The sequence below is a fragment of the Streptomyces buecherae genome (genome assembly GCF_014295035.1).
Taxonomy (GTDB): domain Bacteria; phylum Actinomycetota; class Actinomycetes; order Streptomycetales; family Streptomycetaceae; genus Streptomyces; species Streptomyces youssoufiensis.
In genome coordinates this window covers 8338582-8365297 of sequence record NZ_CP060404.1, presented here as the reverse complement: position 1 = coordinate 8365297, position 26716 = coordinate 8338582, and the positions used below count along the sequence as shown (strand labels likewise).

The window sequence follows — 26716 nt, the reverse complement described above, 5'->3', positions numbered from 1 at the left end:
GTCAGTGGCCCGGGAGGTCGAGCCAGTGGGCGTCGCCCGGGGCGACGGTCACCGTGCGGTCGGCGAGTCGTACGGCGATGGGGGTGGCGCCCGATGCGGGCACGCTGACGCACAGCCTGCCCGAGCGGACGCGCAGGTCCACGCCCCAGTGGTCGTGGAAGCGGACGCAGAAGCCGTACTCGGACAGCTCCGGCAGCGGCACCGGGTCAAGGCGCAGCGCGTCCTCGCGGGCTTCCAGGCCGGTGAGGCCGCGCTGCACCAGGTCCAGGGTGCCGGCCATCGCGCCGAGGTGGATGCCCTCGCCGGTGGTGCCGCCCTGGAGGTCGGCGACGTCTCCGGCGAGGGCCTCCTGGAAGTACCGCCAGGCGTCGCCGCGCCGGGCGCGGGCCAGCACCCAGGCGTGCACCAGGCCGCTGAGGGTGGACCCGTGGCTGGTGCGCCGCAGGTAGTAGTCGACGGTGGCCTGCCATCGGGCGTCGTCCAACTGGTAGCCCAGGCGGTCGAAGAGGCCCGCGAGTTCGGCGGGGGCGAAGAGGTAGCCGAGCATGAGCACGTCGGCCTGCTTGGACGCCTGGTAGTGGTTGACGCTGTCGCCCTCGGACTCCAGGACCCGATCCAGTCGCCTGATGTCGCCGTACCGGCTCCGGTAGCCCTCCCAGTCGAGTTCGGCCAGCGCGCCGTACCCGTCGAACTGGCTGATCACACCCTGGTAGAAGGGGACGTGGAGGCGGCGGGAGACCTCGTCCCAGCGCTCCAGTTCGGTGGCGTCCAGCGCGGTGTGCTCGAACAGCTCACGCCGGCGCGGCTCGGGCAGGGCGCGCATCGTGTCGAGGGCGCGGGCCAGCACCCAGGCCGCGGTGACGTTGGTGTACGTGTTGTCGTCCAGGCCGGGTTCGGCGGCCCCCGGGTAGGCGTCGTGGTACTCGTCGGGCCCGACCACGCCACGGATGCGGTAGCGCTCACGCTGCGCGTCGTAGCTGGCCGCGTCGGCCCAGAACCGGGCGATGTGCAGCAGCATCTCGGCGCCCTTGGTGTGCAGGAACTCCGTGTCGCCGCTGGCCTGGCAGTACTGCCACACGTTGTACGCGATGGCCGAGCCGACGTGGTACTGGCGGCGCGAGTGGTCGGGCAGCCAGCGGCCCGAGCGGGGGTTGAGGTGGAGCGTCTGGGTCTCCTCGCGGCCGTCGCCGCCGCTCTGCCACGGGTATCTGGCCCCGGCGCGCCCCGCCTCGGCCGCGGCCCGGCGGGCCGCGGGCAGCCGCCGGTGGCGGTAGGTCAGCAGCGCCCGGGAGACCTCGGGGAAGTGCAGGTTGAGGTAGGGCAGGACGAACAGCTCGTCCCAGAAGACGTGGCCGCGGTACGCCTCGCCGTGCAACCCGCGGGCGGGCACGCCGACGTCGAGTTCGGCGGTGTGCGGGGAGAGCGTCTGCAGCACGTGGAACAGGTGCAGTCGCAGCACGCGCCCGGCGTCGCCCGGCGCGTGGACGTCGGCGCGCCGCCACAGGTGTTCCCAGGCGGCGCGGTGGGAGCCCAGGAGGCTGGCGTACCGCGGGGCCCGGCGCGCGCCGTCCACCGCGGCCTGGAGCGGGTCGCTGATGGCCGGGTCGCGGGAGGTGTGGAGCGCCACCGTCTTGTCGAGCGTCACGGCCCGCCTCGGGGTGAGGGTGACGGTCAGCGCGCGGGTGACGCGCGGGCCCTCGTGTTCGACGCGGTCCCGGGTGACACCGCCCCCGCTGACGCGGGTGCGGGCGGCCATCGCGATCCGCAGGTCCGACTCGGTGGTGCGGCAGCGCAGCCACACGGTGTCGGGGTCGGCGCCGGTGCGCAGGTGCGTCAGGTGGCGTCCGGCGAGCTGGCGGTAGCGGGCCACGCCGGAGTTGGTGACGCCGCCGTCGAGCCCGCAGGCGATGTCCAGCGCGCCGGTCCAGCCGTGCGCGCGGAAGACGGTGCGGATGGCCGCCAGGTGCGGGTCGCCCATGTGCACGAGCCGGTGCTGCTCGACGTCGAGGTGGCCGCCGTGCCCGTCGGCGAAGCGCAGGCGGCGGGTGAGGGTGCCCTGGCGCAGGTCGAGTCGCTGGTGGAAGGCGGTGAGCGCGGGGCTGTCGGGGGTGAGCCAGGGGCCGGGCGGCGCGTCCTCGCGGCGGACGCGGTAGCGCACGGGCAGCCAGTTCGGCAGGTTGACCATGTCCTCGTTCTCGACCTGCCGCCCGGCCACGTGGGACACGAGTCGGTTGTAGCAGCCCGCCGCGTAGGTGCCCGGGTAGTGGGTGTCGTCGGCCGCCGTCTCGGGGGCGGCGCCCCTGGTGGCGAAGTAGCCGTTGCCCAGGGTGCACAGCGATTCGCGCAGCGACTCCGCCGCGGGTTGGTAGCCCGCGTACTCCCAGGCCCACTCGGTCGTGGGGCGTCCGCTGGTCATCGCTCGGCCGGCGGCGGGCTCGCGGCGCGGCCGTGGCCGGTGGGTGGTGCGGGCGGGTCGGTCGCGTCGGGGGCGGTGAGCAGTTCGGCCAGGTCGGCGACGACGAGGTCGGCGCCGTACGCGTGCAGGTCGGTGGTGCCGGCGCGGTCTGCCGTCCGGTCCACCCCGACGACCAGGCCGAAGCCGCCGTGCCTGGCCGCCGCGACGCCGGCCAGCGCGTCCTCCACGACGGCGGCGGCGGGCGGGGGCACGCCAAGCCGCCGGGCCGCCTCCTCGAACAGGGCCGGGTCGGGTTTGCCCGGCAGCCGCAACCGCGCCGCTTCGCGCCCGTCCACGAGGTGGTCCAGCAGCTCCCGTACGCCGGCCCTGGCCAGGAGTTCGCCGGCGTGCCGCGAGGCGGACACGGCGGCGCGGGGCACGCCGTCCCGGCGCAGCGCGCGCAGCAGGCGTACCGTCCCGGGGTAGGCGGCGATGCCGTGGGTGTCGAGGTACGCGGTGAAGGCGCGGTCCTTGTGGGCCGCCACCGCCCACACGGTGGCCGTGCCGGGGCCGTCGTCCTCGCTGCCGGGTGGCAGTCGCAGTCCGCGCGACGCGAGGAAGGCCGCGGCGCCGTCGTACCGGGACGTGCCGTCGACGTAGCGCCGGTAGTCCGCGTCCGGGTCGAAGGGGCGGCGCAGCGCGGGGTCGTCCGGCGGGTGTGCGCGCAGGCAGGCGTCGAACGCCTGCCGCCAGGCGGCGGCGTGCGCCCGGGCGGAGTCGGTGATCACCCCGTCGGTGTCCAGGACGACGGCCCGTACGCCGGGCGGCAGCGGGACCAGCCGCTCGTGGTGGCCGTGTGGCCGGTGGGAGGCGTCGGTGTGCGGCGTTGGCACGGCGCTCCTCCTCCCCGGCGGTGTCCCGGCCGTGGGGTCCGCCGTTCGCTGCCGCCCGCCATGTCGGTCCCGCCCGGCCCGCGCGGGCTGGCCCGCCGGGCCGGAGGCCGGGGGCATGGCGTCGATTCCTCCCCATTGTCGTACCGGTGGCGGCACCTCACCACTTCGCGCCGGGCCCCCGTCACGCGCTGTCACGGGCCGCGCCGGCTCCCGTCTCGCGCCGGACAGCCGGGCGTGGCGGCCGGGCCAGGGTGGGTGTGGGTGGCCGGGTAGGGACGGCCGGGTGCTGGAGCGACTGGAGATCGAGAGCTTCGTCGTACTCGCCGAGGAACCGCGCTTAGGGCGGACGGCCGAGCGGCTCCACGTGTCGCGGGCCCGGGTGAGCCAGACGATCCGGGCCTGGAGCGGCGCGTCGGCGCCCCCCTGTTCGAGCGCACCCGTCGCAGCGTGCGCCTCACCCCGCTGGGCCGGCGGCTGCACGCGGAGGTCGAGCCGGGCTACCGGCGCATCCGGGCCGCGCTGGAGCGCGCCAGGGCCGAGGCCAGGGGCGTGGAGGGCGACCTCGCGGTCGGGTACCTGGGCACGGCGGCCGGGGAGTTCGCGATGGACGTGGTCCGGGCGCTGGCCGGCCGGCACTCCGGGATCGAGGTGCGCGTCCACGAGACGCAGAGCAAGGACATGTTCGGGCCGCTGCGGGCGGGCCGGGTGGACGTGTTGGTCACCCTGTTCCCGGTGGCCGAACCGGACCTGACGCGCGGCCCGGTTGTGTCGCGGGTGCCATGGGTGCTCGCCGTCGCGGCCAGCCATCCGCTGGCGGGCCGGGAGGCGCGCCGGGGGCGTTCGCGGTCGGCACGACGGAGGTCGCCGAGCCGCGCGGGTTGGTCCGGCCCGGCGGAGGTGGGAACCCCTGCCGGGCCGTTCGGCCTCCCCCGGCCCCCGGGCTCTTCGCGTCAGACGGTGCCCGGCCGGCCGGGGCCCGGGATCACTTCGCGCAGAACTCGGCCTCGACGACCTCGTTGTAGGCGCCGGCCCAGTCGCCGTTGACGTTCACCGACAGCGCGTGCTCGCCGTCCGCGGTCGCCAGGCTGGTCGACAGGGAGCCCTGGATGGCGCCGTTGTGGCCCCATACGACGCCGCAAGAGGTCTGCTGCTTCATGAGCCCGAGGCCGTAGGAGAACTTCGTCCCGGCGATCGGCACCGTGGTCGTCATCTCCCGCAACTGGTCGGGGGCCAGCACCTGCCCCGACAGCAGGGCCCGGTAGAACCGGTTGAGGTCCCGCGTGGAGGAGATGACCTCGCCCGCGGCGCCGGCCAGGGTGGGGTTCAGGGAGGTCACGTCGTACGTCGGGCTTCCCGGCTCGCCGGGGGCGCCGAGGACGCCGGTGAGCTTGGAGTACGCGCGGGCGCTGGGCGCGGGCATGCGGGCGTCGGTGCCCGGCAGCGAGGTGGCGCGCAGGCCCAACGGGCGCAGGACGCGGCGCTCGACCTCGCGCGCGTAGGGGCGGCCGGTGACCTCCTCGATGACCATGGCGGCCAGGACGTAGTTGGTGTCGGAGTAGTGCCAGCCCTTGCCGGGCTCGAAGTCGGGCCGGTGTTTCATGGCGATCCCGACGATGTCGCGCGGGGTCCAGGTGTCGTAGCGGTGGCGCAGGAAGTCGGTGCCGAACAGCCGGCGCTGCACGTCCGCGTCGTCGGTGTAGCTGTAGACGCCGCTGGTGTGGTTGAGGAGTTGGCGCACGGTGATCCGCTCGCCGTCGTGCCCGTTGCCCCGCACGAGGTCGGGCAGCCAGTGGTGCACGGTGTCGTCCAGGCTCAGCCTGCCCTCGGCCACCAACTGGAGCAGCACCGTGGCCGTGAACGTCTTGGTGATCGAGCCGACCCGGAACCGCTCGTCGGCCTGGCGGGGCAGGCCGCTGCGCAGGTCGGCGGTGCCCGAACGGCCGGCCCAGGTGGCGCGGCCGTCGCTGACGCCGGCGACCACTCCGGGAACCCCGCGCGCCACCACGGCGTCGATGGCCTCCTGGGTGGCCCGGTGGTCGCCCCTGGTCGCGGCGGGTTCGGCCGCTGCCGCCGTGGCGGGCAGCGCGCTGGCCACGCCAAGCACGGCCCCGACGACCGCGGCGACGACCGCCGTCCCACGGCGGTGGGCGCGCGCCCGGGCCCGGGCCGGCCGCGGCCCCCGCGCGGTACTGGCCGCTGGGGCGGTGGGCCCGGCGGCCCGCGGGTGCCGGTGGGGGGCGTGGCGCTCGTACATGGGAGGTCTCCTGCGCTTCGGCTGGTGATCAACTGGCGGGTCCAGCCTCGCCCAACGAGGCCCGCTACGGCAGCCGCCAGTCCCCCGGCCTCGGGGTCCGGGTAGCCCTACCGCGCGGCGGGGGTTTCCCCACCACCGGTCGACCCGCCCGGCCCGAACCACCCGCCCCCGGCCACCTCGCGAGCCACCACGGCCCCGGGCTCAACCCACGCGAAGGGCCCCGCCGTGGCCGCGATGCGCCGACGACGGGGCCCGGGGCCCCAAGCCCACCCGCGTCCGTCAGACGCGGTAGGCGTAGTAGAGGGCGTTCGGGTACGAGGCGATGATGCTCGCCACCGACTTCCGGTAGGTGTTGACCGAGTGGTACGTCAGGTACGGGACGCCGCTCGAACTCCGGTAGGTGGTCATCATCGTGTGGTCCTTGGACCCGTCCCGGTCGAAGTCCATCTGCATGACGTCACCGACGCCCATGTAGTAGACGTTCGCCAGGTTGGTGGCCCGCTTGTGGTGCAGCGTGAACCACGACCACTCGTTGGCGCCGACCCACGACAGGCTCTGGTACGAGGAGTCGTACCACCAGTTGCGGTAGTCGTCGTAGGTGCCCGAGTCGTGCTTCCAACCGCCCGCCTTGAGCGCCTGGCTGACGAAGTTGGTGCAGTCGCCGCCGGCGTCGTTGAACTTGCGGTAGGCCGGGTTGTAGTTCTTCCAGTACTTCTCGGCGTACGTGGCCATCGCCTTGTAGTTCAGGCCGGTGGTCCCGGGCGGCTTGGACTGCGGCGTCGAGGGCTTCTTCGTGGCGGCGGGCTTGGCGCTCGGCAGCGCGTCGGCGGTGGCCACGGCCGGCGTGCGCGGCTCGTTGATCGCCACCGGCCCGTCGTCCGTGGAGCGCAGGCCGGTCAGCTCCCACGTACCGGCCGAGGTGCGCGCGAGGGTCATCTCGTGGTGGGCCTCGAAGCCGGTCGTCGCGGGCTCGTCGCCACGGACCTTCGCGTAGCGCAGCGTGGTGGTCTCGGTGACCTGAACGGTGGCCCGGTCGCCCTGGACGCGGGTCTCGTTCACGGTGGCCTTCGTGTCGCCGGCGCTGTACGCCTCGCCCAGGGCGGCCAGGCGCGCCTTGCGCTTGCCGAGCGAGGAGACGGCACCGCTCTCCGCGCGGGCCAGCTTCGCCGAGACGCGCACCTTCCCGTCGCCGAGCGTCGCCACCCGTCGCGCGGGCTTGCCGTCCACGATGGCGGCCGTGCGCTCGGTGAGCACGGCGTCGGCGATGCGGCTGAAGGACTCGATCGTCGCGGCGCTCGCCGTGCGCGGCTGTGCCTTCGTCCCGTCCGCCGCGTTCGCGGCCGTCGCCGGCAGCAGTACGGCCGAGACGGCCACCGTCAGGGCCGCCCCGACAGCGGATCTGAAGGTCGTAGGTATCACGTTGTTTCCCCTTGTCACCCCGGCCCGGTCGGCCCGGGGACGGAATCTTCGCACGAACTCCCGTTTTCTGGAGGGTATGTGGGGAGATTGTGGATCAACCGCCAAATGAACGGTGCGGTCGTGCTAGAGGGGCGCTGACGGAGCCCTCGCCTCAGCACGCCGCCACGCGTCGACCCGGCGGCGCGTCAGGCCCCCCGTCCGCCTCCGCCCCTGGTGGCCCGGAGCCCGTCCTCACCCGGATGGCGGGCGCGGAACCGCGTTGCCGGGGGCGCGCCCTGATCGTCCGGCGGTACGCGGCAAAGGCGGGTAAAAGGGTGGGGAGCCGGCAAAGCGCTCACCATGGGGTGCACAGCCCCACCACCACGAGGAGGCATGACATGTCGTCCAAGCGACGCCGCAAGAAGAAGGCACGCCGCAAGAACGGTGCCAACCACGGTAAGCGACCGCAGAGCTGACCCGGCCGCCCCGGGCCCGGGCCGGGACGCCCCGGCCCGGGCCCGCCGCGCCCCGGTGCGCGGCGGGCCCGGCACCCTGACCGCCGATCGCCTCGCCGAGCCGCCGACCCGGCCGGGAGGCCGGAGCCTGGGTCCGCGCGGGGATCACGGGCGGCGGTCGCAGGGCGGCCCCGCCGCTGGTCGTAGGGCCAAGGAGGGATGCCGTACGCCGTTCGAGGCTGCCAGCATCGACGCATGAACGCTTCCTGGCCGGCCCATCTCGACGTGGGCGCCGTGCGGTTCGCGCGGCCCACCGCCCGCTACGACGACGTCCTCACCTTCTACCGCGACACCCTCGGCCTGCCCGTGCTGGCCCAGTGGCGTGATCACCACGGGTACGACGGCGTCGTCCTCGGGCTCCCGGACACGCCGGTCCACCTGGAGATCACCCAACACGGCTCCCCGCCGCGCATCCCGGAGCCGCACCCGGAGAACCAACTCGTGCTGTACCTGCGCGGGCCCGAGGCGGTCGCGACGGCCGTGGCACACCTGGCCGGCCACGGCCACCACCCCGTGGCCGCCGCGAACCGCTACTGGCCCGATCGGGGCGCCGTCGCGTTCGAGGACCCGGACGGCTGGGTGGTCATCCTCGCCCCCTGGGTGTTCGGCGCCCAGAGCCCGCCACCGGTGCGGGCGGGGCAGGCATAGCAGACCGCGGGTCCCGCATCGCATCCCGCCAACCCGCCGACCGCCCCGGGGGATTGCCCCCGGGGCCACCGACCAGGTGGCCCGATGGTCTGGCACCGGGCACGCTCCTAGCGTCTTTCGGGTCGTCACCACGTGATCGACAACGATCCACCTCGCCTCGAAGGAGCACGATGCGCATCGCGTCGACAGTCGCCGCCGGACTCGGCCTGACCGGCTTACTCGCGGGGGCCGTGCCCGCGCTGGCGCACCCCCAGCCGACCCGGCCCGCGCCCGCGGCCACCTCCGCGCAACACCCGCCCGCCACGGCGGGCGCCGCCTACCGGCACCAGCGACTCGACTGGGGGCCCTGCTCGACGCAGCAGGCCGAGCTGCGCGCGGCGGGGGCCGAGTGCGCGCGCGTGCGCGTGCCGCTCGACTACGCCGATCCGGGCGGCCGGACGATCCAGGTCGCCATCTCCCGGCTCAGGGCCGCGGACCGGCACGAGCGGCGCGGCATCCTGTTGGCCAACCCGGGCGGGCCGGGTGGGACCGGGCTGGCCTACCCGCTGTCTCTGCGGCCCACCCTGGGGGAGGTCGCGGACCGCTACGACCTCATCGGCTTCGACCCGCGCTTCCTCGGCGAGAGCACCCCGATCTCCTGCGCGCCCGCCTCGCCGCCGGCCCCGCCCGGCGACACGACCAGCCCGCGGCGGGACTTCGTGTCCTCCGTGCGCTCGGCCCGGGACACCGCCCGCCGCTGCGGGGAGCACGGCGACAACGCGACGCTGCTGCCGCACGCCTCGACCCGTAACGTCGCCCGCGACATGGACGTCATCCGCTCCGTGCTCGGTGAACGCAGGCTGTCGTACTTCGGCACCTCCTACGGCGCCGACCTGGGCGCCGTGTTCACCCAGTTGTTCCCGCACCGCTCCGACCGCGTCGTCATCGACTCCTCGACCGACCCGGCGGCCACCCAGTACGAGCTGTTCCAGCGGGCGGGCGAGCCGCTGGAGGAGGCGCTCGACGAGTGGGCGGGTTGGGCCGCGCGGCGGCACGCCACCTACCGGCTCGGCACCACGGCCGCGGCGGTCCGCGCCAGCGTGCAGCGGCTGCTCGACCACGCCGAGCACCGCCCCCTACGCGTGGCCGGCGAGCGGCTGGACGCCCCGCTCGTCCGGCTGCTGCTGCGCCAACTCATCCAGCACCAGGAGTACGACCCGATGCTGGCCAGCGTCGTGCGGGACCTGGTGGCGGCCGGTGCCGGCGAGTTGACCGAGCCCGGCCCCGAGCTGGCGGGCCTCCTCGAACTGCTCCGCTCCCCCGACCTGGCCGACAGCATGGTCGGCGGGGCGCTGTTCATGTGCGGCGACGGCGGCTGGCCGGCGGGCGGCTGGCCCAAAGACCCCGCCACGTACTGGCGGAACACGCGGCACAGCCGCGCCACCCAGCCCGTCTTCGGGCCGCTCGTCAACGGCATGATCGCCCCGTGCGCGTTCTGGCGGACCCGGCCCGCCGAGCCGGGCACCGCGATCGGCAACGACGTGCCCGTCCTCATGCTCCAGGCCCGGCGCGACAACAACGTGCCCTACGAGGGCGCGCTGGCGCTGCACCGCAGGCTGACCGGCTCGCGCCTGATCACCGCCGAGATCCGTTCGCACGGCGTGTACGGGCGCGGTGGCGAGGGCCTGCGCCCCGTGCCGTGCGCCGACCGGGCCGTCAACGACTACCTGCGGGGCGGCGCGTTGCCGGCCTCCGACCAGATCTGTGCCCCGGCCGGGAGCGTGCGGTGAGCGCGGCGCGGCCGGCGTTCAGCCGGCGCGCCGGGGTGTCCGCCGCCGCTGCCGCGCTGCTGGTCGGCGCCGCCCCGGTGGCGGCGACCGCCGCGGACGGCCAGCCCCGCCGGGGCGGCCGGGGCAGGGCGGAGCGGGCCCGGCACGACGCGGCCCTCCAGCGCGATGTGGCGGCCGTCCGGGCCACGGGCGCCACCGGCGTGCTGGCCGAGGTGCAGACGGCGGGTGGTCGCGCGGCGGCCCGGGCCGGCACCGCCGACCTGGCGACGGGCCGCCCGGTGCCGTGGGACGCGTACTACCGGATCGGCAGCGACACCAAGCCGTTCACGGCCACGGTCGCGCTGCAACTGGTCGGGGAGGGCGCGTTGGCGCTCACCGACCCGGTCGAGCGCTGGCTGCCGGGCCTGGTGCGGGGCAACGGCAACGACGGGCGCCGTATCACCCTGGCCAATCTGCTGCGGCACACCAGTGGCCTGGCCGACTACCTGGCGGCCTCGGGCGAGGGTGAGCCCCCGACGCCCGCCGGCTACCGCGCGGGACGGTTCTCCCACCAGACACCCCGTCAGCAGGTCGCGGCGGCCCTCAGCCAGCCACCCGGCTGGCTGCCCGACGCCGACGACCCGGCCGGGGAGCGACGCTGGTCCTACTCCAACACCAACTACGTCCTGGCGGGCCTGATCATCGAGCGGGTGACGGGGCACTCGTGGGCCCAGGAGGTGCACGAGCGCGTCATCGAGCCGCTGGGCCTGCGCCACACCCTGACCCCGGGCACCTCGCCGTACGTGCCCCAGCCCACGGCCACCGCGTACACGGCCTTCCCCGGCGAGCGCGGGCTGACGGACACGACGCTGGCCTTCGGCGGCTACGCCGACGGCTCGCTGATCAGCACGCCCCGCGAGCTGGCCACGTTCTGGCGCGCGTTGTTCGGAGGGCGACTGCTGCGCCCGGCGCAACTCGCCGCGATGCGGCAGACGGTGCCGGCGCCGGACTGGATCGCGGCGCGCGGGGTCCGCTACGGGCTCGGCGTCGCCTGGCGGCCGGTGCGCGGCAGCTCGGACGGCATCTGGTTCCACGGTGGCACGCATCTGGGCACGGTCTCCGAGAGCGGCGTGCGGCCCGACGGCTCGCGCGCCGCGACCGCCGCGGTCTTCACCCTGCGGATGGCGGGCGAAGCGGCCGACGCGCAGGCCAGGGCGGCGCTGCGGTTGGTGGACAACGCGCTCGGGGGTACGGGCGGGGCCGACTGACCCGGCGCCGTACCCCGCTCCGCGCCGCCCCGGACGACCCGCGCCGCCCCGGACGACCCGCGTCGCCCGGGGCGGCGCGCGGCGACCCGCACCCCACGCTGTTGATAATGGTTTTCATAACGGGTGTAGGCTGTGCGCCATGCACCGTGACACCACCCCCCACCGCGTGGGCCCCTACGAGCTGCGCGCGGCCCGGTCCGAGGACGCGGAAGGCGCCCGACGGGTCATGCTGGACACCTTCTACCGCGAGTTCGGCTACGGCTACGTGCCCGCCTGGCACGCGGACGTCGTCGACATCGAGGGCACCTACCTGGCCGACCCGCGCCATCTGCTCCTGGTCGCCACCCTCGACGGCGCGGTGGTGGGAACCACCGGGGTGCTCTCCCGTGGCCCGGCCCACCCGCCCCACCCACGCTGGCTCGCCGAGCGCTACCCCACCGGCTCTACCGCCCAACTCGTGCGCGTGTACGTGGCCGCGGAACACCGCCGGCACGGGCTGGCCCGGGCCATGGTCCGCCGGGCGTGCGCCTTCGCCGCCGCGACCACGGGGTACGACTGCGTCTACCTGCACACCAACGTCAACGTGCCCGGCGCGCAGGGCTTCTGGGACAGCGTCGCCAAGGAGGTCTTCGACGCCAGGACCACCGGCGAGCACGGCCCGGGGTGCGGCACGGTGCACTACGAGATCCCGCTGCACGCGTAGACGCCCGGCACACCCACCGGGCCCGTCGCTTGCCTTGGAGCGCACTCACACGCATAGCGTGCGGCCCATGACGACAACACCTCAGCGCGGCATCGGATCGGGTTTCCACGCCCGCAGCACCACCGACGACGTCCTGCGCGGAATCGACCTCACCGGCACCCTCGCCATCGTCACCGGCGGCTACTCGGGCCTCGGCCGCGAGACGACGCGCGCCCTGACCGGCGCCGGCGCGCGGGTGATCGTGCCCGCCCGGCGACGCGCCGTCGCCGAGCGGGCCCTCGCCGGCGTCGACGGTGTCGAGGTCGACGAACTGGACCTCGCCGACCTGGCGAGCGTGCGCGCGTTCGCGGAGCGCGTGGTGGCGTCGGGGCGGCCCGTCGACGTCCTCGTCAACAACGCCGCGGTCATGGCCTGCCCGGAGACGCGGGTCGGCCCGGGCTGGGAGGCCCAGTTCGCCACCAACCACCTGGGTCACTTCGCGCTCGTGAACCACCTGTGGCCGGCGCTCGCCGCAGGTGGCGGTGGGCGCGTGGTGTCGGTGTCGTCCGCGGGCCACCACCTGTCGGACATCCGCTGGGACGACCCGCACTTCTCCCACGGCTACGACCGGTGGCTGGCGTACGGGCAGGCGAAGACGGCCAACGTCCTGCTGGCCGTCCACCTCGACGCGCGCGGTCGCGACGCGGGCGTGCGGGCCTTCGCGCTGCACCCCGGCGCCATCCTCACCCCGCTCCAGCGCCACATGACGCGGCAGGAGATGCTCGACCGGGGTTGGATCGACGAGGCGGGCACCCCGGCCGAGAGCTTCAAGACGCCCGAGCAGGGTGCGGCGACCCAGGTGTGGGCGGCCACCTCCCCGCTCCTGGCGGGCCTGGGCGGCGTCTACTGCGAGGACTGCGACATCGCCGAGGTGTCTGGCGACGACGCGGCGCCGATGAGCGGCGGGGTGCGCGGCTACGCCGTGGACCCGCGGCAGGCGGCGCGACTGTGGGCGCTGTCGGCCGAGCTGACGGGCGTGGACGCGTTCGCGACCAGCACCTCCTGACCCCCCCTCGGGACTTCGGTGCCGCGCCGGGCGGCCGGCGCCGGGGGGCGCCGTGACCCCGCCCGACCGCGCCACAGGGCGACCGGGGCGGCGCCTGGCTCGCGGCGTGTCCGGGCGCGCGCCACACGGCGGCGCGGCGCGCACCCTCCGTGACGGCCGTGGCGATCATGGCGCATCATACGAAGATGTCGCCTTCGCACCGGAACGAGGAGAAGATCGCTTCCAGTGGGCTGCCGCTGGACGTCTTCGACACGGCGCCGGTCGGGGTGGGGGTCTACCGCGGCGACCGACTGGTCCTGGCGTACACGAACCACGCGTACCACGAGATCTTCGGCGACCGACCGCTGGGCATGCCCCTGCGCGAACTCTTCGCCGACCTGCGGGAGCAGGCGGACCTGGATCTGTTGGAGGACGCCTTCCACACCGGTCGGACCGTGCGGGCGTCCGCCATCCCCTTCACCGTGGGCGGCGCGAGCGACGCGGCGCGCGGGGATGCCGCGCGGGCCACCCAGCGGTACCTCTCGTTCAGCGCCTCCCGGATCGAGCTGGCCGACCGCGAGCCCGGCCTGCTGCTGGTCGCGGTGGAGGAGACCGAACAGGTGACGGCGGCGGAGCAGACCCGGGTGCTGGCCGAGGAGCGGCGCCGGGCCCTCCTGCGCTACGAGTCGCTGACCACGGCGCTCACCCAGCAGGTGTGGGTGAGCGACAGCGAGGGACAGGTCATCGAGCACAGTCCGGCCTGGGAGCGCACCACCGGCCAACCCCCGGAGGCCATCCGTGGCAGCGGCTGGCTGGACAGCGCCCACCCCGACGACCGCGACGAACTGGCCCGCTCGTGGCGCCGCGCCGTCATCGAGGTGCCGGAGGTGTTCCAGTACGCGTTCCGGCTACGCCAGGCGGACGGCGGCTACCGACACTGTGAGCTGCACGCGGTGCCGGTGCGCGAGGGCGGGCGGGTGAGCGAGTGGGTGAGCGCCTGCACCGATGTCGAGGAGCGCTGGCTCGCCGAGCGGCGCAGCTCGCTCATCCGGCGCGCCTCGCGCGCCGTGACGGAGTCGCCCACCGCCCGCGAGGCGTTCACCGTGCTCGGCTCGGTCCTGGTCCCCGCGCTCGCCGACGAGTGCGGCATCTACCTGCTCAGCGAGTTCTCCGGCCCCGAGTGCAAGCCCGACGCCGGCCCGCTGGCGGTGGAGCGGGGCGCGGCCGTCGCGCGCCCCGGCCTGCCGCCGGGGCCGCCGCTGCGCAGCGAGGAGGTCATCAGCGCGCGGCACGCGATGGCGCGGGTGGTGTGCGAGCGGCAGCCGCGGCACGCCACGTTCCCGCCCGGCGCCGTGCCGCCCGACTTCGCCGCGCCGGGCACCGTGGCCTGGTTGAACCGCATCGGCGCGCACAGCGGCGCGCTGCTGCCGGTGCTGGTCGACGGCGAGGTGGTGGCCGTGGTCGCGGCGTACGTCTGTGGCGACCGGGACCCGCTCTCGCCGGCCGACCGCGACCTGATGCGGGAGCTGATCGAGCGGGCGCACGCGCCGCTGAGCCGGGCTCTGCAACTCCAGCGCACCCAACAGGTCGCCCGGGCCCTGCAACACAGCCTGCTCACCCCGCCGCCGGAGCTGCCCGACCTGGCCATCGCCGCCCGCTATCTGGCCAGCCCCACGGCGGCCGAGGTGGGTGGCGACTGGTACGACTCGTTCGTGCTGCGGGACGGCGCCACCGTGCTCATCATCGGCGACGTGGCGGGCCACGACCTGGACGCCGCCGTCACCATGAGCCGCGCCCGCAGCATGCTGCGCGCGCTGGCCGTTGACCGGGAGGAGCCACCGGGCGACATCCTGCGCCGACTGGACGTCAACACGCTGGTCCTCAGCCCGCAGGAGTCCACCACCACCTGCGTCCTGGCGCGCGTCGAGGGCCCGCCGGGTGGGCCGTGGCAGTTGAACTACTCCGTCGCGGGCCACCCTCCGCCCCTGTTGGTCACGCGGGAGGGCGCGGCGTGCTTCCTGGACGACGCGCAGGACGTGTTGCTCGGCGGCCTGTTCCCGGAGGAGCCGCGCAAGAGCAGCGTGCGGCCCCTGCCTCTCGGCTGCACCCTGCTGCTCTACACCGACGGCCTGGTCGAGCGGCCGGACGAGGATCTCGACCAGGGGTTGGAGCGGCTGCGCCGGCACGCGGCCACCCTCGCCGGCGAGCCCCTCGACGTCTTCTGTGACGTGCTGCTGGCCCACCCCGCGCAGACGGGCCGCGACGACATCGCCATGCTCGCGCTGCGGCTCCCCGCCCCGGACGAGTCCGACGTACGCCGCGGCGAGCACCCTGACCAGCACCGCGGCGTCGCACCCGCCTGAGCGCTTGCTAGGCTCCGCCACGTACTCGACAGTCGACGGCGGCGGCCCCGTGCGCGCCACCTACGACGAACCGCCCGCGACGACCAGGGGGTTGATGAATATGGCTCGGCCAACAGCCTCATCAGCATGCCCGGAACCGGGTCGCCGCGGCAGGTGAGCGACCCGGTCGACATCACTGACCAGGAGCCTCACATGTCTTCCAGTTCCGCTCGTTCCTCGCGTTCCGCGCGTCCTTCCGGTCCGTCCGCTGAAACGCCGGCGACCGGGTCCGACCTGTACACGGACCGCCTCGTCCTGCGGCAGTGGTCCGCCGACGACCTCACCGCGGTCGTCGACGGGGCGCGCCGCGCGCACTGGGCCGAGGACTTCCCCGCCGAGGGGGACCGCGTCATCGCCGGTTACGTGACCAACCACCCCGACAGCCGGGGCCGCTACGGCCAACGCCAGATCGTCGAGCGTGAGACCGGCCTGGTGGTCGGCGCCATCGGCTTGTTCTGGCCGCCCTCGGAGGGAAGCCTCGAATTCGGCTACGGCGTCGTCGCCTCCCGTCGCAACCGGGGTTACGCCGCCGAGGCGGCCCGGGCCCTGGTGGCGTTCGCCCTGACGGCGCCGGGGGTGCGCACGGTGCACGCCACCGTGGAACTGTCCAACCCCGCCTCGGTGCGGGTCCTGGAGAAGGCGGGGCTACGGCGCCTCGGCCAGGACGCGACGACCGTCAGCTTCGGCGTCACGGCCGCCGACGCCACCCTCAGCTGACCAGAGGTGGCCCGGTGCCGGCCTTGGCCACACGGCCGGCACCGGGCCACCGCCCTGACGACTGGGTGGTGGGCGAGCGGCTCAGAGCGGTCGGTAGTAGACCGCGACGGGAAGCGCGGTGCAGCCCAGTTCCTCGTAGAGGGCCCGGGCGGGCGCGTGGAAGGGGTCACCCCCCGTGCCGATCTCGACCGCCTCGGCGCCAAGGGCCCGCATCCGCGCGAAGGCGTGCTCGCACAGGGTGGTGCCGACGCGACGTCGGCGATGGCTGGCCGCGACAGCCAGGATCGTCACGACGGCCTTCCTCCGGGCCGGGTCGACGTTCCACGCCACGTAACCCGCGAGGGAGCCGTCGACTTCCGCGACGGCGACATGGGCGTGACGGTCGGGAGCGTGCAACTCGGCGACCTGCCTGCGGTAGTCCTCGCGCCAGTCGCCGTACTCGACGGCGAAGACGACCTCGCCCATCAACGGGCGAAAGGTCTCCTCGTAGAACGGGCGGAACGTCTCGATGGTCAAAGCGGTCAGTGCTGCCAGGTCGTGTTGGGTGAACGCGCGAACGAGCATGGGAGTGCGCCTTTCGGGCTGAGGTCCGGATACCGGCCACACAACGACATCGCCCGGCCCGCCCCGAGTGCGGGAACAGCGGGCGAAGCCGGGATCTCAGCGGCGGGTACGCCAGGCGGCAAAGCACTCCATGCCCGCGACCCTAACGCCCGGAGCGCGGGGTGAACACGGCGCGGGGCGCGGCGGGTTGGCCGGCCGGGCCGCCCCGACCGGTGGTGCGGGTGCGTCCTACTGTGTGAGCCCGCCGCCCCGCTTCCGACCGGCAAGGAGCACCAGGCCCATGAACGTCAGCGTCGAGGTTCCCCCGCACATCCATGACACGGCCCCCCACCTCGGGGCCGGCGTTCCCTACGCCCTGCGGGTCCTGGCCGGACAGTTGGCCGAGACGCCGGACATGGGTCACCCTTCGAGCCTGCCCGGCATCCTCACCGTGACGGTCGACGGTGACCTGTTCGAGGACTGCCCCGCCCTGTCCGTCGGCTACCTGCGCGAGCCGGACCGCGTCCAGATCCGCTACGTGAACCCGATCCCACCCACCACGCCCACCGCGCCCACCGAGTCCGTCCACGACGCGGACCGACCCCAGGAGCGGGCCCGAGCGGCCAACCCCACCGACGTCGCGCTCGTGGTGCGGCAGATCGCCGACGCCTGGCACCGCGTCACCCACTGGCTCCAGCTCAACGCCCCACGCTCCCTGGAGGCACTGCGTGCCGGCGCCTCCCCTGCCGCTGTCGCCACCCTCGAAGCCGACCTGGGGCTCCAACTCCCCGTCGAGCTGCGCACCCTGTGGGCGCTGACGGCGGGTGACGACGGGGTCAACGGCGCCGGGTGCCTGCCCGGCAACCAGGCCCTCATGCCCCTGGAGGAGGTGGCCGACTTCCACCGGTCCCGGATGGACGCCCAGGCGTGGGAGGAGACCCTCAACGCCCAACGCCCCGCCGAGGACCGGTTCGTCGGTTGGCGGTCGGCCTGGGTTCCCGTCATCTCCCACGGCGCGACGGACCGCACCTCGGGCCTGTACCTGGACACCACCACGGGCTACCTGGGCCGCTGGTCCCGCTACCGCGAGGGCCCCGACGAGGAACTCGACACGCTGGTCACCTACCTGGAAGACGCCGCCGACATGCTCGAAGCCCCGGCCCTGGCCGTGCGGGACATACCCGGCCTGGTCGACGGGGCACTGGTGTGGGGCAGCGGGCTCGGCCCGGAAGAGGGCGACCGGTGGCGCCCCCTCACCGGCTGACCGGCTGACCGGCTGACCGCGCGAGGCTTTCCCGGCGCGACCACGCGCTACGCGCCCACCTCTCCTGCCCCCAACTCCCCCACCCGCACGGGCACGCGCGGGCGCACGGCGGTACGGAGCGTACGGATGCGCGGCTCGTGCGGGCGGCGCGCAGGCGCGAATCGGGCGTGTGGCCCGCGTGTGCGCCGCCCGTACGCTCCCGTACGCCGGCGGCGTTCTCATCACGCCTGCCGGCGCCCCGTACGGCGCATCGGGGCGCACGCCGAAGCGGCTCGGGCGGGGCGTTCCCTCGCCGCCCGGAGGAGTTCCCCGGCGTCCCGGCCGAGGGGCCTGGCCCGCCCCTGCCGCTCGTACGTCAGGTGACCGGGGCGGCGCGTGGCCGCGGGTCGGAACGCGACACGCGGGGCGGGAGATCGGCCCCGCTCGGGGGTTCCGCTTGCGGGTCGCAGCCGCTCGACGCGAGTCGGGCGGCGGGGCGTTCCTCGCGGTCAGGCGGGATATGGCGGCCCCGCGCGGCGTTCCGGTTCGGTGCCGGCGAGCGTGTGCTCGGCTTTTCGGGCGCGCGTCGGCGCGGGGACCGTGGCGCGCTCGTGATCCGGTGTGCGCATTCGGCTTGGTGTCCGAATCGCCACCCGCCCAGGAGGGCGGTTGTGCGGCAAACGGGTCGTTCTTCGGTTCTCCCGGAGGGGTTGCTGGCCGGCCCCGCGCCATGGGGTACACCGCCTGCCGCGCACGCCACCGGGTGTGCGCCGTGCTCCGTCAGGAGCGTTGGCGCGGTTGCCGTCCGGGGCACGGCGTGGGTCAGAATGTGCGCGTGGTGGGGCACATTCCCGAAGAGACGTCCAGCTTCGTAGGACGCAAGGCCGAACTGGCCCGGCTGGCGGCGGCGCTCGGCAGCGAGCGGTTGGTGACGCTGACCGGCGCCGGCGGCGTGGGCAAGACGAGACTGGCGCTGCGCGCTGCCGCGCACGCCGCGCCGCGCTACCCCGACGGGGTGTGGTGGGCCGACCTGTCGCCGCTGGACGGCGACCGGCTCCTGCTCGCCACGGTCTCCGACGCGGTGGACCTGTTGGACCACACGCCCGGCATACCGGTGGAGGACCTGTGCGAGTGGTTGGGCGACAGGCGGCTCCTGCTGGTGCTCGACTCGTGTGAGCACCTGGTCGAGCCGTGTCGGCACCTGGTGGGCGACCTGTTGATGACCGCCCCCGGGCTGACCCTGCTCATCACCAGCAGGCAGCCGCTGGAGCTGCCGCGCGAACGGGTCATCGCCGTCCCCCCGTTGGCTCCGGACGGCCCGGACGCGTTGGCGTTGTTCACGCAACGGGCCAAGGTGGCGGCGCCCGGGTGCTCGTTCGAGGCGGTGGAGGAGCGCGCGGCGGCCCGGGCCCTGTGCCAACGCCTGGAGGGCATCCCGCTGTCACTGGAGCTGGCCGCCGCGCAGGTGACCCGGCGTTCGGTGGCCGACCTCCACGATCGGCTGGTCTCCCGGTTGGACGTGCTGGAACACAGCGAGCGCGTGTGGCCGCAGCGGCACCAGACGCTGCGGACCGCCATCGGCTGGAGCCACGGGCTGTGCACGCCGGCGGAGCGGCTGCTGTGGGCGCGGCTCTCCGTCTTCCGTGACCGGTTCGACGCGGCGTGGGTGCACGCGGTGTGCGCGGACGCCCAACTGCCGGCCGACGCGGTGCGGGGCGCGCTCGGCGGGCTGCTCGTCAAGTCGGTGCTGAGCCGGGACGGCGACGGCTACCGGATGCTGGACACGCTGCGCGAGTACGGCGCCGAGTGGTTGCGGGCGGCCGGCGAGGACACCGTACTGGCCGACCGGCACGCGGAGTACTTCCTCGGGCTCGCGCGTCAGGCCGAGGCCGGGTGGCTGAGCATCGACCAGGTGAGCTGGTACGGCCGGATCTCGCACGCCCACACCGAGTTGTGCGCCGCCCTGGACCACCTGCTGGTCACCCGGCCGATCCTGGCGCTCGAACTGGCGGGACTGGTGGGCTACTTCTGGAGCTGCTGCGGGCGTCTGCGCCAGGCGCGCGACTACCTGGAGCGCGCCCTGGCGCTGTGCCAGACGCCGAGCCAGGAACGCACCCGGGGGCTGTGGGCGCTGGGCGTGACGCTCACGCTCCAGGGCGAGTTCACCGCCGCCCGCGACATCAGCGACCGGTGCGCGATCGCCGCCCGGGACAGCCGCGACGACGAGGCGCGGTTGGCGGCTGCCTACCTCGCGGGGCTCAGCTCGCTGCTGCGCGGCGAACCGCTCACCGCGCGGGTGCTGACCGGTCACGCGCTGGCCAGCATCCCGGGCCAGCCCTTCGACTCGGCCTCCCGGCTCCGCTGTCACCTGGCGCACGTCTTCGCGCTCACCGCGGTCGGCAGGTTGCCCGAGGCCAGGACGGAGGCACTGCGGTTGCGCGCGGGTTGCGCGGAGATCGGCGAGTACTGGACGCGGGCGTACGTGGAGCACCAGCTCGCCCTGATAGCCCTGCTGTCCAACCGTCCCCGGGAGGCGGCGGAGCACGCGCGGGCGATGCTGTCGGGCAAGGAGCAGATGGGCGACAGCTTCGGCATCGCGCTGGGGCTCGACCTGCTGGCCGCCGCGATCGCGGCGCAGGGCGACGGTGAGCAGGCCGCGTTGGTGTACGGGGTGGGCCAGGCGTACTGGCGCACCGTGGGCGATGCCGAGCAGGGCACGCTGGAGGTGCGCGCGGTGCGCGAGAGGTTCGAGCGCGCGGCGCGGGCCGCCGCCGGGGACGTGGCGTACGAGGCCGCCTTCGAGCGGGGCGCCAGCGCGGACCCGCAGGCCGCCCTGGCCATCACGCTCGCGCCGGAGCGCTGACGCGGGGGCGGGGTCGCCGGGTCGGGGCGCGATGTCACCGCGCGGGCCGGTCCGAACCCCCGCGCGGGCCGCGCGGGGGTTCGGACCGGCGGGGCCGCGCGCTCAGATGGTCAGCAGCGTCTTGATCATGCCGTCTTCCTTGGCCTGGAACGTGCGGTAGGCGTCCGGTGCCTGTTCCAGGGGCAGCCGGTGGGTGGCGAAGTCGTCCACGCCGAGCACGTCGGTCTCGTCGAGGAGCGGCAGGATGTCCGGGACCCAGCGCCTGACGTTGGCCTGCCCCATGCGGAGCTGGATCTGCTTGTCGAAGAGGGTCATCATCGGTACCGGGTCCATGGCCCCGCCGTAGACGCCGCTGAGGGAGATGGTGCCGCCGCGGCGTACGACGTCGACGGCCAGGTTGAAGGCCGCCATGCTGTCCATGCCGGCGCGGCCCATGACCCGTTGGCCGATCTTGCTGGGCAGCTTTCCCACGAGTTGCTGGGCGGCCTTGATGGGGGCGGCTCCGTGCGCCTCCATGCCCACGGCGTCGATGACCGCGTCCGTGCCCCGCCCATCCGTCAGTCGGCGCACCTCGTCCCCCAGGTCCTTGCCGTACGCGTTCAGGTCGAGGGTGTGCACGCCGCGCGCGCGGGCCCTGGCCAGGCGTTCGGGGACCAGGTCGACGCCGATCACCTGGCTCGCGCCCCGGTGCAGCGCGACGCGGGCGGCCATGTCACCGATCGGGCCGAGGCCCAGCACGGTGACGCTGCCACCCGGGGGGATGCCCGCGTACGCCACCGCCTGCCACGCGGTGGGCAGGACATCGGACAGGTAGACGAACCGGTCGTCCGGCGGGCCGTGCGGCACCTTGACGGGCAGCGTGTTGCCGAACGGCACGCGCAGCAACTCCGCCTGGCCGCCCGGCACCTGCCCGTACAGCTTGGTGTAGCCGAACAGCGACGCCCCCATGCCGCGCTCACGCACCTGGGTGGTCTCGCACTGCGAGTGCAGGCCCTGGCCGCACATCCAGCAGGTGCCGCACGAGACGTTGAACGGGATGACCACCCGGTCGCCCGGCGCCACCGCGGTGACCTCGGAGCCCACTTCCTCGACGATGCCCATGGGCTCGTGGCCGAGGATGTCGCCGGGCTCCAGGTAGGGGCCGAGGACCTCGTAGAGGTGGAGGTCGGACCCGCAGATGCCGCTCGAGGTGACGCGGACGATGATGTCGGTCGGCTCGGTGATGTGCGGGTCGGGGACGGTGTCCACCCGCACATCGCGCTTACCGTGCCAGGTCAGGGCCCTCATGATCACTCCAAAGCGGTGGGCGTGGCGAACTCCGGGGCGGCACTGCTGCCTAGGTCACGCCGGGTAACCCGGGTGGCCGGCCGGCAAACCTCGGTCCGCGCCGGCACGGACTCGTGGCCTGCTCGCTCGCCCGCTGGGCGTACGGCCAGCGGTGGGTGTTCGCCGTACGCGCGGTTGGGGCCGTTCGCGAAGAGTCGGGCCGGGATCATGGGGTACCCGGGTCCCATGTGCCCCACAGAGCAGCCTCAAGCAGAGCAGCGACAGACGGAGCCGGAGGAGACCGGCGCGGCCACCCGGCCGGAGCAGGTAGATCCCAAGGAAGCGGACGAGACGCAACTGACGCCCGACCTGCCGCCCAGGGTCGAGGTGCCGGAGGCGAACACCGACGCCTCGGGACGGCCGCCGCGCTCCGAGGACGATCGGGTCGGCGAGCGCCCGGAGGACGAGCCCGACGTGCCCGAGCACCCGGGGTGACCTCGGGTGGCCAGCGGCGTACGACCGGACACGGGGGGCGCGCCTGGCGCGCCCCGGGAGGAGGGATCAACGGTGCGTGAGAGTGAACGAACCGAGTCGGCGGCGCGGGAAGTGGCGCACGCGGTCGAGGACGCGGAGACGGACGTGACGGACGAGCGGAACGCCCGGCGCGACAGCACGGCCGGGGACACCCTGACGCCCAGCCCGCACGCCCAGCGGCAGGCCAACGACCCCGCGGGCCGGGAACACCACTCCGAGGACGGCGACGCGGCGCACTCCGCCGACTGACACCGTCCGAGCAGTACGTTTATCGCGCGCCGCGCGGGCAACCCGGGGCATCCCGCCCGTGGACCCCGGAAGGAACCGCGCCATGGCCAAGCCCAACCCACCCGACGAGCGTCCCCTGGACGTCGTGGTCGTCGGGGCCACCGGCAACATCGGCACCGGTCTGATCCGCGCGCTGGGCGCCGACCCACGGATCGGCTCGATCCTGGGCCTGGCGCGCCGGGTCCCCGACTGGACGCCGCCGAAGACGCGTTGGCTCAGCTACGACGTCGGCGCGGGGCGGCCCGACGAGTTGGCCGAGCACTTTCGGGGCGCCGCCGCGGTGGTGCACCTGGCCTGGCTGTTCCAGCCGACCCATGACCCGGTGACCACCTGGCGCACCAACGTGCTCGGCAGCCTGCGCGTCTTCGAGGCCGCGGCCACCGCTCGGGTCCCGGCCCTGGTCTACTCCTCGTCGGTCGGCGCCTACTCGCCCGGTCCCAAGGACCGGGCCGTGTCCGAGGAGTGGCCCACACACGGCTGGCCGGAGGCGGCCTACCCGCGGGAGAAGGCGTACGTGGAGCGGGCGCTGGACTCCTTCGAGCGGGACCACCCCGACCTGCGGGTGGTGCGGATGCGGCCGGGGTTCGTCTTCCAGCGATCGGCCGCGCCCGAACAACGCAGGTTGTTCGCGGGCCCCTTCGTGCCGGGGAGGTTGGTGCGCCCCGGTGTCGTGCCCGTGGTGCCGAACCTGCCCGGGCTGCGCTTCCAGGTGCTGCACACCGATGACGCGGCGGCGGCGTTCGCGCAGGCGGTGCTGCGTCCGGTGCGCGGCGCGTTCAACATCGCGGCGGACCCGGTGGTCGACGCCCATCTGTTGGGGAAGGTGCTGGGCGCCCGCGTGGTGCGGGTGCCCGCCGCGGTGGCGACGGCCGCCGTGTCCGCGCTGTGGCGACTCCACCTCGTGCCGGCCACGCCGGGCCTGCTCCGTACGGTGCTGCGGGTGCCCGTCATGGACACCGGCCGGGCCGCGGCCGAACTCGACTGGGTCCCCCGGTACAGCTCCGTGCAGGCGTTGGGGGAGTTGCTGCGTGGGCTCCGGGACCCCGTCGGCGCCCCGACCCCGCCGCTCGCCGGCAGCGTCGCGGGCGGCAGGTTCGGGGAGTTGGCGACGGGCGTGGGCGAGCGACCGTAGCGCTGGGCGATGGCGGGGAGCGCGGGACGGCACCGGTGGGGGCTCGACCGGGAGCAGTCCGTACCGAGTCGGGCGTCGCCGGCGGGAGGGCGCCTCGGGCCGGACGCGTGCCGTGGCACCCGGGGCGGCCCACTCGTTGGAGAATCGCTGTTTGTTCCCCATCCGCTCGGGCACCCGGACGTCGTTCCTGATCCCGACGCGCTCGACAGAGCGAGATGGTGGTGAACTGTGGCTACGGCTCGCGACATCATGACCCCCGACGCGACGTGTGTGGGCGCCGACGAGAGCGTCCTGGCAGGTGCCCAGAAGCTGACCACGCTGGGCGTGGGGGCACTGCCCATCTGTGGTACGGACAACAAACTCAAGGGCATGCTCACGGACCGCGACATCGTGGTCAAGGTGCTCGGCGCGGGCAAGGACCCGGAGAGCACGAAGACGGGCGAGTTGGCCCAGGGTGAGGCGGTGACCATCGGCGCCGACGACAGCGTCGAGGAGGTGCTCGCCACGATGAAGCACCACAAGGTGCGCCGGCTGCCGGTCATCGACGGGCACGACCTGGTGGGCATCGTCGCGCTGGCCGACGCGGCGAGGGCACTGCCCGACTCCAAGGCCGGCGAACTGATAGACGCGCTCTCCAGCGACCGCTGAGGCCATCGAGGCGAGGGCGGGCGTCCGCGAGTGGTGGGCGCGGGCGCCAGCCCTCGCCGTTCCCGCTCGGGCGCGGGGTGGCGCCCCGCGCCCGAGCCCTCCCCACTCCCCCGGCCTCTCACACCCACCATCCCCGGGCCGCGCACCGCGCGCCCCGGACAACCGATTCCCGCTGCCGACCCCTTCGCCCCGATGACCCCAGCGCGTCCCGCCCCCCGGGCCGGGACGCGCTCGCCGTGCGGGGCAGCCCGCCCACCGGCACCATGGTCAGGAGTCGCCGCCGGGGTATGCCCCGACCCGCGGGCGGCGCGTACGGCGACAAGGAGATCCAGGATGCTGATGGCTCACCCCTCGGTGCTGCGCGAGCTCATCGACCGGTACGAGGCGCTGCGCGCGCGGTGCGCCGCCGCCCACGACGGGCACGAGCGCCGTCGCATGGAGGACGTGGTCTACACGTTGTGCGTGACGACCGGGACACGCGAGATAGAGGCGGCCCTGAGCGCGGCGCGTCGGCAACTGGCCTGGGCCACGGCCGAGGGGAACGGGCCCGCGCTGTCCGCGTGAGGTCCGGGACGCCATGAGCCGCGGCCACCCGCTGGAGACCTACCGGCGCAAGCGCCACTTCGACCGGACCACCGAGCCGCGCGGCGACGCGGGCCCGTCCGGGACCACCGCCCCGTGCTTCGTCGTCCAGATCCACGACGCGAGCACCCCGCACTTCGACTTCCGCCTGGAGGTGGACGGTGTGCTCAGGTCGTGGTCCGTGTCGAAGGGCCCGTCCACCCACCCGGAGGACAAGCGGCTCGCCATGTCCACGGAGGACCATCCGCTGGAGTACCGCGACTTCGAGGGCGTCATCGCGGAGGGCGAGTACGGGGCGGGCACCGTGATCGTCTGGGACGAGGGCACCTACCGTCCGCTCACCCACGACAAGCGGAACCGACCGGTGCCGTTCGCCGACGCGCTGGCGGCCGGACACGTCTCGTTCCACCTCGACGGGGGCAAGCTGCGCGGCGGCTTCGCGCTCACCCGCTTCCGCGGTGGCGACGGCGAGCGGGAGTCCTGGCCGCTGGTCAAGGAGGGCCGGGCGGGCTCCGCCCGGCAGCGCGGAACGCCGGACCCGGCCCGCGCCCGCTCGGTGCGCACCGGGCGCACCCTTCGCCAGGTGGCTGAGGGGCGGCCGGCGGGTGGGAGCGCGCGAAGATGAGCGAACTGCTGGCCGGGCTGCCCGCCGCGCAGCGGGAGTTGTTGTCGGTCGCGCCGCCGGGCCGTGAGCTGGCGGCGCGACCGATGCTCGCCCAGCTCAGCGATCTGCGGACGTTCGGCGACGGGTGGGTGTTCGAGCGCAAGCTCGACGGGGTGCGGGCGCTGGCGGTGCGCGAGTCGGGCGGTGAGGCGCGGCTGTTCTCGCGCAGCGGGCAGGACCTGGGCGGCACGTATCCGGAACTGGTCGAGGCGCTGACGGCGCAGCCGTGCGCGGACTTCACCGTGGACGGCGAGGTGGTCGCCCTCTGGCGCGGGCGCACCGACTTCGCCCGGCTCCAGCAGCGCATGGGGCTCACCGATCCGCGCCGGGCCCGGGCCACCGGCGTCGCCGTCACGTACTACCTGTTCGACCTGCTGGCGCTGGACGGGTTCCGGACCACGCGGTTGCCGTTGCGGGTCCGCAAGTCGCTGCTGCGCCGGGCCCTGACGTTCGGGGAGCCGCTGCGACTGAACCCGCACCGCAACGAGGGCGGTCAGGACCTGCTCGACCAGGCGTGTGCCTGGGGCTGGGAGGGGCTGATCGCCAAGCGGGCGCAGGGCGGCTACGTACCGCGCAGATCACCCGACTGGCTGAAGCTGAAGTGCTCGCGCGGGCAGGAGTTCGTCATCGGCGGCTTCACCGAGCCGTCGGGCAGCAGGACCGGGTTCGGCGCCTTGTTGCTCGGCTACCACGCGCACGGCCGGCTGCGGTACGCGGGCAAGGTCGGCACGGGTTACACCGAGGCCGTGCTGCGGAGGCTCAGCGCGCGGCTGGGGGAGCTGGCCAGCGGCACGTCGCCGTTCACCGACGCGGTGCGCGAGCGTCGGGCGCACTGGGTGCGCCCCGAGCTGGTGGCCGAGGTGGCCTTCACCGAGTGGACCCGGGACGGCATGCTGCGCCACCCGCGCTTCCTCGGGCTGCGCGAGGACAAGGACCCGCGCCAGGTGGTCCGCGAGGAGCCCCCGCGCCGGTAGCGGGTGTGGCCACC

The 26716-nt window shown here is 74.5% G+C and carries 24 protein-coding genes; 18 read left to right on the top strand and 6 right to left on the bottom strand.

Annotation, left to right across the window (positions count from 1 at the left end; genetic code table 11):
• Window position 1 precedes the first annotated feature (1 nt).
• Window positions 2–2416, bottom strand: a complete 2415-nt coding sequence (locus tag H7H31_RS33185; RefSeq protein WP_187061298.1) for a glycoside hydrolase family 65 protein — start codon at window positions 2414–2416, stop codon at window positions 2–4.
• Window positions 2413–3288, bottom strand: coding sequence for an HAD family hydrolase (locus tag H7H31_RS33180; protein WP_372455987.1), 876 nt, complete (start codon window positions 3286–3288; stop codon window positions 2413–2415). Before H7H31_RS33180 ends, H7H31_RS33185 begins: the two co-directional genes overlap by 4 nt.
• Window positions 3289–3735: 447 nt before the next feature.
• Between H7H31_RS33180 and H7H31_RS35120 the strand changes: the two genes are divergently transcribed.
• Window positions 3736–4332 carry a LysR substrate-binding domain-containing protein gene (locus tag H7H31_RS35120; RefSeq protein ID WP_187061296.1) on the top strand — a complete coding sequence of 199 codons (597 nt, stop codon included), beginning with the start codon at window positions 3736–3738 and terminating at the stop codon, window positions 4330–4332.
• On the opposite strand, the gene H7H31_RS33170 is transcribed toward H7H31_RS35120, so the two are convergent.
• The gene (locus H7H31_RS33170) at window positions 4271–5383 is read right to left on the bottom strand and encodes a serine hydrolase domain-containing protein (RefSeq protein WP_232110214.1); all 1113 of its coding nucleotides are present in this window, start codon (window positions 5381–5383) and stop codon (window positions 4271–4273) included. The two genes, H7H31_RS35120 and H7H31_RS33170, sit on opposite strands and share 62 nt — an antisense overlap.
• A 438-nt stretch (window positions 5384–5821) precedes the next feature.
• Window positions 5822–6961, bottom strand: a complete 1140-nt coding sequence (locus tag H7H31_RS33165; RefSeq protein ID WP_187059852.1) for an amidase domain-containing protein — start codon at window positions 6959–6961, stop codon at window positions 5822–5824.
• A 377-nt stretch (window positions 6962–7338) separates the two neighbouring features.
• On the opposite strand from H7H31_RS33165, the gene H7H31_RS35115 reads away from it, so the two are divergent.
• From H7H31_RS35115 to H7H31_RS33130, 8 genes are all read left to right on the top strand, one after another.
• Window positions 7339–7416, top strand: a complete 78-nt coding sequence (locus H7H31_RS35115) for a 50S ribosomal protein bL37 (RefSeq protein WP_370454205.1) — start codon at window positions 7339–7341, stop codon at window positions 7414–7416.
• A 234-nt stretch (window positions 7417–7650) separates the two neighbouring features.
• Window positions 7651–8103: a VOC family protein gene (locus tag H7H31_RS33160; protein WP_176160020.1), complete on the top strand. Its 453-nt coding sequence runs from the start codon at window positions 7651–7653 to the stop codon at window positions 8101–8103.
• Window positions 8104–8273: 170 nt separating this feature from the next.
• Entirely contained in the window at window positions 8274–9872 is a 1599-nt protein-coding gene (locus H7H31_RS33155) for an alpha/beta hydrolase (RefSeq protein WP_187118197.1), read from the top strand.
• Complete coding sequence (locus tag H7H31_RS33150; RefSeq protein ID WP_232110213.1) at window positions 9869–11119, top strand: serine hydrolase domain-containing protein; 1251 nt, start codon at window positions 9869–9871, stop codon at window positions 11117–11119. The genes H7H31_RS33155 and H7H31_RS33150 overlap by 4 nt, the downstream gene beginning before the upstream one ends.
• Before the next feature lie 139 nt (window positions 11120–11258).
• The gene (locus H7H31_RS33145; RefSeq protein WP_187118196.1) at window positions 11259–11822 is read left to right on the top strand and encodes a GNAT family N-acetyltransferase; all 564 of its coding nucleotides are present in this window, start codon (window positions 11259–11261) and stop codon (window positions 11820–11822) included.
• 67 nt (window positions 11823–11889) lie between these two features.
• Window positions 11890–12867: an SDR family NAD(P)-dependent oxidoreductase gene (locus H7H31_RS33140; protein WP_187062007.1), complete on the top strand. Its 978-nt coding sequence runs from the start codon at window positions 11890–11892 to the stop codon at window positions 12865–12867.
• A 185-nt stretch (window positions 12868–13052) separates the two neighbouring features.
• Window positions 13053–15209, top strand: a complete 2157-nt coding sequence (locus tag H7H31_RS33135; protein WP_187062006.1) for a SpoIIE family protein phosphatase — start codon at window positions 13053–13055, stop codon at window positions 15207–15209.
• A gap of 192 nt (window positions 15210–15401) precedes the next feature.
• Complete coding sequence (locus H7H31_RS33130; RefSeq protein WP_187062005.1) at window positions 15402–15965, top strand: GNAT family N-acetyltransferase; 564 nt, start codon at window positions 15402–15404, stop codon at window positions 15963–15965.
• An 81-nt stretch (window positions 15966–16046) separates the two neighbouring features.
• Here H7H31_RS33130 and H7H31_RS33125 read toward each other — a convergent pair whose 3' ends face one another.
• The gene (locus H7H31_RS33125) at window positions 16047–16529 is read right to left on the bottom strand and encodes a GNAT family N-acetyltransferase (RefSeq protein WP_187062004.1); all 483 of its coding nucleotides are present in this window, start codon (window positions 16527–16529) and stop codon (window positions 16047–16049) included.
• 280 nt (window positions 16530–16809) lie between these two features.
• Between H7H31_RS33125 and H7H31_RS33120 the strand changes: the two genes are divergently transcribed.
• A complete protein-coding gene (locus tag H7H31_RS33120; protein ID WP_187062003.1) occupies window positions 16810–17772 on the top strand; it encodes an SMI1/KNR4 family protein in 963 nt (320 codons plus the stop codon).
• A gap of 814 nt (window positions 17773–18586) precedes the next feature.
• Window positions 18587–20614, top strand: a complete 2028-nt coding sequence (locus H7H31_RS33115) for an ATP-binding protein (protein WP_187062002.1) — start codon at window positions 18587–18589, stop codon at window positions 20612–20614.
• Between the two features lie 102 nt (window positions 20615–20716).
• Here the strand turns inward: H7H31_RS33115 and H7H31_RS33110 are convergent, their stop codons facing one another.
• Entirely contained in the window at window positions 20717–21901 is a 1185-nt protein-coding gene (locus H7H31_RS33110; RefSeq protein WP_187062001.1) for a zinc-dependent alcohol dehydrogenase, read from the bottom strand.
• A gap of 225 nt (window positions 21902–22126) precedes the next feature.
• On the opposite strand from H7H31_RS33110, the gene H7H31_RS33105 reads away from it, so the two are divergent.
• From H7H31_RS33105 to ligD, 7 genes are all read left to right on the top strand, one after another.
• Window positions 22127–22375, top strand: a complete 249-nt coding sequence (locus tag H7H31_RS33105) for a hypothetical protein (protein WP_187062000.1) — start codon at window positions 22127–22129, stop codon at window positions 22373–22375.
• Between the two features lie 72 nt (window positions 22376–22447).
• On the top strand, window positions 22448–22663 hold the full coding sequence (locus tag H7H31_RS33100; RefSeq protein WP_187061999.1) for a hypothetical protein: 216 nt from the start codon (window positions 22448–22450) through the stop codon (window positions 22661–22663).
• 82 nt (window positions 22664–22745) lie between these two features.
• Window positions 22746–23834 carry an NAD-dependent epimerase/dehydratase family protein gene (locus tag H7H31_RS33095; RefSeq protein WP_187061998.1) on the top strand — a complete coding sequence of 363 codons (1089 nt, stop codon included), beginning with the start codon at window positions 22746–22748 and terminating at the stop codon, window positions 23832–23834.
• A gap of 228 nt (window positions 23835–24062) precedes the next feature.
• The gene (locus H7H31_RS33090) at window positions 24063–24482 is read left to right on the top strand and encodes a CBS domain-containing protein (RefSeq protein WP_187061997.1); all 420 of its coding nucleotides are present in this window, start codon (window positions 24063–24065) and stop codon (window positions 24480–24482) included.
• Between the two features lie 333 nt (window positions 24483–24815).
• On the top strand, window positions 24816–25046 hold the full coding sequence (locus tag H7H31_RS33085; RefSeq protein WP_187062531.1) for a DUF5133 domain-containing protein: 231 nt from the start codon (window positions 24816–24818) through the stop codon (window positions 25044–25046).
• Window positions 25047–25059: 13 nt separating this feature from the next.
• A complete protein-coding gene (locus tag H7H31_RS33080) occupies window positions 25060–25689 on the top strand; it encodes a DNA polymerase ligase N-terminal domain-containing protein (RefSeq protein WP_187062530.1) in 630 nt (209 codons plus the stop codon).
• Entirely contained in the window at window positions 25686–26702 is a 1017-nt protein-coding gene (ligD, locus tag H7H31_RS33075; RefSeq protein ID WP_187062529.1) for a non-homologous end-joining DNA ligase, read from the top strand. The genes H7H31_RS33080 and ligD overlap by 4 nt, the downstream gene beginning before the upstream one ends.
• The last annotated feature ends 14 nt before the right edge of the window (window positions 26703–26716 follow it).

Bases quoted from the DNA above. Each gene is read 5' to 3' on its own strand.
- H7H31_RS33125 (WP_187062004.1), bottom strand. From the start codon at position 16,529: ATGCTCGTTCGCGCGTTCACCCAACACGACCTGGCAGCACTGACCGCT.
- H7H31_RS33140 (WP_187062007.1), top strand. From the start codon at position 11,890: ATGACGACAACACCTCAGCGCGGCATCGGATCGGGTTTCCACGCCCGC.
- H7H31_RS33085 (WP_187062531.1), top strand. From the start codon at position 24,816: ATGCTGATGGCTCACCCCTCGGTGCTGCGCGAGCTCATCGACCGGTAC.
- H7H31_RS33135 (WP_187062006.1), top strand. From the start codon at position 13,053: ATGTCGCCTTCGCACCGGAACGAGGAGAAGATCGCTTCCAGTGGGCTG.
- H7H31_RS33160 (WP_176160020.1), top strand. From the start codon at position 7,651: ATGAACGCTTCCTGGCCGGCCCATCTCGACGTGGGCGCCGTGCGGTTC.
- H7H31_RS35115 (WP_370454205.1), top strand. From the start codon at position 7,339: ATGTCGTCCAAGCGACGCCGCAAGAAGAAGGCACGCCGCAAGAACGGT.
- H7H31_RS33095 (WP_187061998.1), top strand. From the start codon at position 22,746: ATGGCCAAGCCCAACCCACCCGACGAGCGTCCCCTGGACGTCGTGGTC.
- H7H31_RS33120 (WP_187062003.1), top strand. From the start codon at position 16,810: ATGAACGTCAGCGTCGAGGTTCCCCCGCACATCCATGACACGGCCCCC.
- H7H31_RS33105 (WP_187062000.1), top strand. From the start codon at position 22,127: ATGTGCCCCACAGAGCAGCCTCAAGCAGAGCAGCGACAGACGGAGCCG.
- H7H31_RS33110 (WP_187062001.1), bottom strand. From the start codon at position 21,901: ATGAGGGCCCTGACCTGGCACGGTAAGCGCGATGTGCGGGTGGACACC.
- H7H31_RS33145 (WP_187118196.1), top strand. From the start codon at position 11,259: ATGCACCGTGACACCACCCCCCACCGCGTGGGCCCCTACGAGCTGCGC.
- H7H31_RS33185 (WP_187061298.1), bottom strand. From the start codon at position 2,416: ATGACCAGCGGACGCCCCACGACCGAGTGGGCCTGGGAGTACGCGGGC.
- H7H31_RS33130 (WP_187062005.1), top strand. From the start codon at position 15,402: ATGTCTTCCAGTTCCGCTCGTTCCTCGCGTTCCGCGCGTCCTTCCGGT.
- ligD (WP_187062529.1), top strand. From the start codon at position 25,686: ATGAGCGAACTGCTGGCCGGGCTGCCCGCCGCGCAGCGGGAGTTGTTG.
- H7H31_RS33080 (WP_187062530.1), top strand. From the start codon at position 25,060: ATGAGCCGCGGCCACCCGCTGGAGACCTACCGGCGCAAGCGCCACTTC.
- H7H31_RS33155 (WP_187118197.1), top strand. From the start codon at position 8,274: ATGCGCATCGCGTCGACAGTCGCCGCCGGACTCGGCCTGACCGGCTTA.